Genomic DNA, 6,326 nt, shown 5'->3' on the forward strand with positions numbered 1-6,326 from the left:
GGGCGCCTGGAGCGCAGCCTCTTCGGAATTTTTAAGGATTACGTGATGCATATTCGATGTATGAACGTAGCTACTGGCGCTATGCCAAGTATACAAATCGTATCGTTTATACAGATATACGCGTATATTTATACGAATGTATAGGAAATGCATAATATGTGAGCGCAACTAAAGGCGCGTTTAGCCCGTTATTACGGGAAATCGTAGATGTGGCGCGGTCTCAGACTACTGTACAAAATTCTGTATTTTATACATATGTCTACGGGCAGAAATGCATAAACGATGCATACGATTAAGTGCTGCTCGTTCGATCGGAACGGTGGAAGCGTCGACCCCCCAAGGCGGGTCCTCGTATACCTCAAATCAGGTGCGGAGAAAATCCGCGTATCAAAATTAACGTTTGAACTTACGGAAGGGAGGGCGGCATCTATCGCCTGGCTAAATAATCGCTGGATCAACGGTGTCGAACGTAAATCGCTTATCGACGATCTCGCAGCGATCATAGGCGAATTTGCCGCCTTAACTGACGCTGAATATATACGGCTGCCCGACGAAATTAAAGCGGAATTAGACGCTAAAGTAGCGGAACACACTCGCTTATCAAGAATTAACCGCGCTGAGATCGATTTACTCTACTTCGCGTACGAATATTTCGGTGAAACGTACAATCCGGATAATAGCGGTAACTGGATACCGGTCGCGATCGATGACGCGCCGCCATTCCACGCGGAAATATGCGATATCATGAACGTTGTCTCTACGGATGAGATTAACGCTAAGGTCGCCGTAGCTGCACCGCGTTCACACGCTAAGTCATCGTTCTTATCGAAGGCATTTCCGATACACGAGCTCGTTTTTCGTAAACGTAAGTACGTAATTATCATATCAGAAACGCCGCAAGTATCAACGGGTAACATGGAGTGGCTTTCGTTACAGTTAAAATCCAACGAAAAGCTTCGCGCTGACTTCGGGCCGCTACTTTCCGTTAAGCAACAGGAGAATCCGAAGGATAACTCGTCCGAATTTATCGCGTGGGAACCACGTAAGGACGGCTCGCAACGCTTATTATGCCGCGTAGAGGCCGCATCAACGGGCCAGGCGCTCCGTGGACGTAACTGGAACGGGGCACGGCCGGATCTCATTGTATGCGATGACCTTGAAGGTAAAAAGAACACGAATACGGACCTCTTGCGGACTGAAATGCGCGATTGGTTCACGCAGGTCGTAATTCCGCTCGGTGATCCCGCCGGTAAGCGGACGGCCTTCGTATATATGGGGACGATGGTCCATCACGATTCACTATTACGTTACGTTATGGAGAAGCGGTCGGACTTTAAAACGAAATTATTTCGCGCCATCATCGAATGGCCTGAGCGCATGGACTTATGGGAAGCGTGCCGCCTCGTATATATCGATCGCGATAACTTGAATCGCGCGGCCGACGCAGAAGCGCTGTATTACTTGAATCAAACGGAAATGGATCGCGGATCGACGGTCTTATGGCCGGATGTGCAGCCGCTATGGAAGTTGTTCCGCTGGAAATGGGATAACGGAAGCAAAGCGTTCAATACGGAGTATATGAATAATCCGGTTGACGAAGAGAACATGATATTCAATCCGGATAAGTTTACATATTGGGATGGAACGCGTGACGAATTTCCCGCGAACGAATTTGACGTCTACATGGGCGTTGACTTTGCGATGGGGAAGACGCGCGGTGACTATAGCGCCATTGTTACGGTAGCAAAGAGCCGTGCAACTGGCGCTATTTTCGTTATCGATGCGTGGGGCGAGCGTGTTCATCCTGACGTATTTCTTCGCGTTATCGTTGATAAAGTAATTCGCTATCAGCCGGCAGGAATCGCGGCCGAAGCGCAGGCAGCGCAAGAATTCTTCGTTCACAAGCTGAAGGAAGCGTTAAGGGCAGCCGGTTACCCTGCGAATAGTCGCGTTAAAGAGATATTTCAGCGCGCACGTAAGGAACTGCGGATTGAAGCGATGGCGCCGGATATTGAAAACGGAACAATACGATTCTCGCGTAAGCACTCGTTGCTGCTCGAGCAATTTGAACTATACGGATCAAATACGCATGATGACGTCGTGGATGCGATGGAAATGGCAGTAAGCGCGTCAAAGAGCGGTCGGAAACGCATTATTGATAAACCTACGTGGTTGTAACGGAGAGGAGGAACGCAATTGGCATTATTCGTATCAGGCGCGCAGTATCCGCCTCAAGGAGACATCGAACGTCTAGCTAAATACGCACGCGGCCGAGCTATTTTCGACGGTAATCAAGCGTTAATTTACGAGCGCGCCTCGGAGCTACTAAAAGATACGCCATTCGCGGCGCAATTAGAGAAGCTTTATATCGCGGTCAATATTATGGACGCGTTGATTACGAAGCCGGCGGATTTAATGTACGGTGAGCCACCGACATACGAGAGTGGTAATCCTGACGATACACTCGAGCAAAAAGCGCTTAATCGAATCGTTGAGGAAAACGATCTTAATTTACTCGGTCACGAGATCGTTATCGGCAGTGGGATTCGCGGAGATTCATGGCTTAAAACGTATTATGCCGATCGGCAGGACGTTAGCGAAACGGAAAAGCTCGGATTAACCGCGCCGACCACATTACCGGAACCGATTATCGAAGCAGTGGACGCGTCAACAGTATTTCCGGAGTTATCACGCGGAAGTCGTAAGCGGTTCAAAGCGATTAATATCGCGTGGGTCGAATGGGTCGAAACGCGTGACGAAGAGATTCCGTTCCTAAACGTTGAGCGCCATGTTCCTGGCTATATCGTATATGAGCTCTACCGGCTACATAAATCCGAAGTTGTTACGCAGTATGGCGTACCTATTTCAACGTATACAATCGGCGAGAAGGTTTCAACCGGACGAGATATTGACGTTATCGAGACTGGAATTCCGCGGTTACTCGTTCATCACGTTCCGTACAAAACGGTTGATGACGCTTGGGCGGGCATCGGTGGAATTGAAAAATTAGAGAGTACGTTGGCAGCGATTAACGACCGTCTCGTGCAAATCGACTATATCCTGTGGAAGCACAGTGACCCGACGGCATACGGTCCCGAATTGGATCGCGAAGCAGACGGAAGTGTACGTACTGGCGGTAAATACATACCGGTCGGCAAGGAAGACGCAACTCCAGGTTATATGATTTGGAATGGTCAACTTGACGCCGCGTTTAAAGAGCTCGACATTCTGCTCGGTCTCGTATATCAAATGTCGGAAACTCCGCAATGGCTGTTCGGTACTACACTCGCGGAGGATAAAGGCGGAAGCGGCACGTCCCACACGGACGGCGCAGCAATTAAAGCGCGCTTCATGCCGATTCTTTCCAAGGTAAAAAGAATTCGTGTGCACGTTGATCGCGCTATACGAGACGCGTTATGGACAGCGATGGAACTCGAAAACTTCGCTAATGAAGGTATCGCTGGCTTCACCCCGTATGAGCCTGTATATCCGAAGATTACGTGGAAAGATGGTATTCCTCGCGATGAGAAAGCGGAAGCCGAAGTGTACCAGATCCGCACAGGTGGTAAGTCTACGATCGACGTTAAGTCCGCTATCAAGCGAATTGACGGCGTAGATGACGAGAAGGCTTCGAAAATTGAAGCGCGGATAGCCGAAGATGAGAAAGCGGCTGCCTTCGTTGAAAGCACTGTATTTAATAGCGGTTCTGGAGGTGCGGCGCAATGAGGAAAGCCTTGATAGCGGCAGTAATCGTTGGAATGTGCGCGGTGTTTTGCATGAAGGAAGACGTAAAGAGGTTACGTAATGCCTACCGTACCTGATCCGCATTATGATTACGCAATTAACCGACTTTCTAACGCATATAAAGCAGCAGTCTCCGACATACTTGCGGAATTACAGCGCCTGGATGTATCGGATATTTCGCGTGCGAATAGTGCGGCAGCATTGGCGGAAGTTTCACGTATTCTTACGTCATTAAACGCTGAATCTGCGAAGTGGGCCGAGGATAACATTCCGCAAGCAGCACGCGATGGTGTTGTTCGCGCAATCCTCTCGCTTAGCGTCGTCGATACGGTTACCGAGGCGGAGAAGATCGCGAAGTTTAACCGCATCAATTCGAATATGGTCGCTTCAGTTATAGCGGATACGCAAGCGGATCTATTAGCGGTTACACAAAACGTTGATCGTAGGGTTCGTGCAGCAGTCCGTAAAGTAACCGCTGATTCTATGCGCGCTAATATGGCGGCGGGAATTAACGGGCGGCGAACGATTAGGCGCGACATACTGGACGGAATGCGAAGAACGTTAGGCGACGCGGTAAATACCGGAATTATAGACGCACGAGGTAGACGGTGGAGGCCGGAAGTCTACGCAGAAGTAGTTACGCGAACGAAGATGATGACAACGCACATGGAAGCGACAGCTAACGAAGCTATCGCGCGTGGTGCGTTATTTGGCGTTATCTCAAGACATGGCGCGACGGATGGCTGCGCTGATTACGAAGGGAAAGTCGTTAAGCTGACACCTGAAGCTGACGGAGATTATCCGTACGTTGGCGATTTACGTGCGTCTGGTGCGATATTTCATCCGAATTGTAAGCACGTAGTAAATCCGATTAGAGATCCGGAAAGGGTGAAAAACCGTGGATAAGAGTATCGTAATTGATCCGATAGAGAACGTAATTATCGTCGAACCAACGAAAAACAGCGTTTCTATATCGCTAGTAAAATTCGAAACCATCTACGGTTATATCGCTCCAGTCCAACTCGTATTTGAACGAAAAGAGGTGGGCTAATGGCAGCGCCACTAAATATAAAAAGGCACGATACGCGAACCGCGATTAAGGCAACGTTAAAAAATCCTAGTGGAACACCTGTTGACTTAACCGGAGCGAGCGTTAAGTTTTTCATGGTTAAATATGGAACAATACTTGTGAATCGCGACGCAGACATGATCGATGCGGTTAACGGTAAGGTAGCTTTCGTTTTTACTAGAGAAGAATTAACGCAAACTGGCGCAATGAAGGCGGAATTCGAGGTTACATATCCGGACGATAGCATAGAAACATTCCCGAACGCGGGCTATATCGCGATAAATATCGAAGCTGACTTAACGTAAGGGAGGCGAAACTGTGACGTTTGATAGTAGCAAACCATTAAAAAAAGCGGGCGCTTATCCAGTTCCACAGTATTGGAACGATGAGCTCGGAGATTGGGAAGTCGTAAAGGGATCCGCAGGATCTTACCGCATGCAGTCATCGATTAAATTAGCGAAAGAGCCATTTAGCGGATCAACTAACTTGACGAAGGAATTCGCGAGTGAGATGAACGGATTCGTCATTAGTAACGATGGAAACGCCGACCTTATGTTTACGATCGGTGGAGATACATATACGGTAAAGGCCGGCGAAGTATTCGAGGAAGAGTTTTCGGCATTTACAACAGTATCAATTACGAGCTCGGTTGCGTATAGAGCCTACGGTAAAGTAGTAGTCGGCGGCGTTGTATCCGTTCAACCTGGTACTCCGACAGATACAACAGCGCCAGACAACGTAACTAACCTCGCAGTTTCGAACACCACGCAAAATAGTCTTACGCTAACATGGACGGCATCAGCATCGAATGATTGCGTAGGCTATGACGTTTATCGCGGCGCTACTTTGCTCGGCAGCGTGACGGGAACGAACTATAACGTAACTGGTCTAACGCAATCTACGCAATATACATTCACCGTTAAAGCGAAGGATGCAGCAAATAACATGGCGTCAGGATCGTCCGTAACCGCTACGACATCGGCTCAGCCCGCGGATGTAACACCGCCTGCGAACGTAACCGGATTAGGCTCGAGTAATCCCACAGCGACTGGCGTGACTTTAAGTTGGACCGCATCGGTTTCGTCCGATATCAAAGATTACAACATATATAACGGTTCTACGTTGATAACTACGGTAACTGGTTTGACATACAACGTTACAGGACTAACGGCAAGCACGGCGTATACTTTCACGGTTAAAGCTCGCGATACAGCTAATAACGAAGCAACTGGCGCACAGGTCGGCGTGACAACTATTGCCGCAGCGGATACGACGGCTCCAACAGTAACGGTAAGTCCCACAGCAGGAACGTTTACGAGCGCGCAATCTGTTACGTTAAGCGCTAACGAAACGGCTACGATTTACTATACGCTGGATGGTTCGACACCTACGACGAGTAGCACGCAATACTCGTCAACGATCGCAATTAGCGCAACGACAACGCTAAAATACTTCGGTAGAGATACTGCGGGCAATTCGTCAGCAGTTCAGACTGCGACGTATACGATTAACT

General features: G+C 48.8%; 6 protein-coding genes. All 6 read left to right on the forward strand.

The window, feature by feature from the left end; genetic code table 11:
- Nucleotides 1-282: 282 nt before the first annotated feature.
- Nucleotides 283-2,178 (forward strand): phage terminase large subunit, encoded by a 1,896-nt coding sequence (terL, locus tag AC58QG_RS34845; protein ID WP_497366599.1) that lies wholly within the window; start codon nt 283-285, stop codon nt 2,176-2,178.
- Between the two features lie 18 nt (nt 2,179-2,196).
- A complete protein-coding gene (locus tag AC58QG_RS34850; RefSeq protein ID WP_497366600.1) occupies nt 2,197-3,726 on the forward strand; it encodes a phage portal protein in 1,530 nt (509 codons plus the stop codon).
- 78 nt (nt 3,727-3,804) lie between these two features.
- Entirely contained in the window at nt 3,805-4,650 is an 846-nt protein-coding gene (locus AC58QG_RS34855) for a phage minor capsid protein (RefSeq protein WP_497366601.1), read from the forward strand.
- The gene (locus AC58QG_RS34860; RefSeq protein ID WP_497366602.1) at nt 4,643-4,795 is read left to right on the forward strand and encodes a hypothetical protein; all 153 of its coding nucleotides are present in this window, start codon (nt 4,643-4,645) and stop codon (nt 4,793-4,795) included. Before AC58QG_RS34855 ends, AC58QG_RS34860 begins: the two co-directional genes overlap by 8 nt.
- A complete protein-coding gene (locus tag AC58QG_RS34865) occupies nt 4,795-5,118 on the forward strand; it encodes a BppU family phage baseplate upper protein (protein WP_497366603.1) in 324 nt (107 codons plus the stop codon). Before AC58QG_RS34860 ends, AC58QG_RS34865 begins: the two co-directional genes overlap by 1 nt.
- 13 nt (nt 5,119-5,131) lie before the next feature.
- Nucleotides 5,132-6,326 (forward strand): chitobiase/beta-hexosaminidase C-terminal domain-containing protein (locus AC58QG_RS34870; RefSeq protein ID WP_497366604.1); only part of this gene is annotated, 1,195 nt, incomplete at its 3' end.

This window comes from Paenibacillus sp. J22P169 (assembly GCF_059691995.1).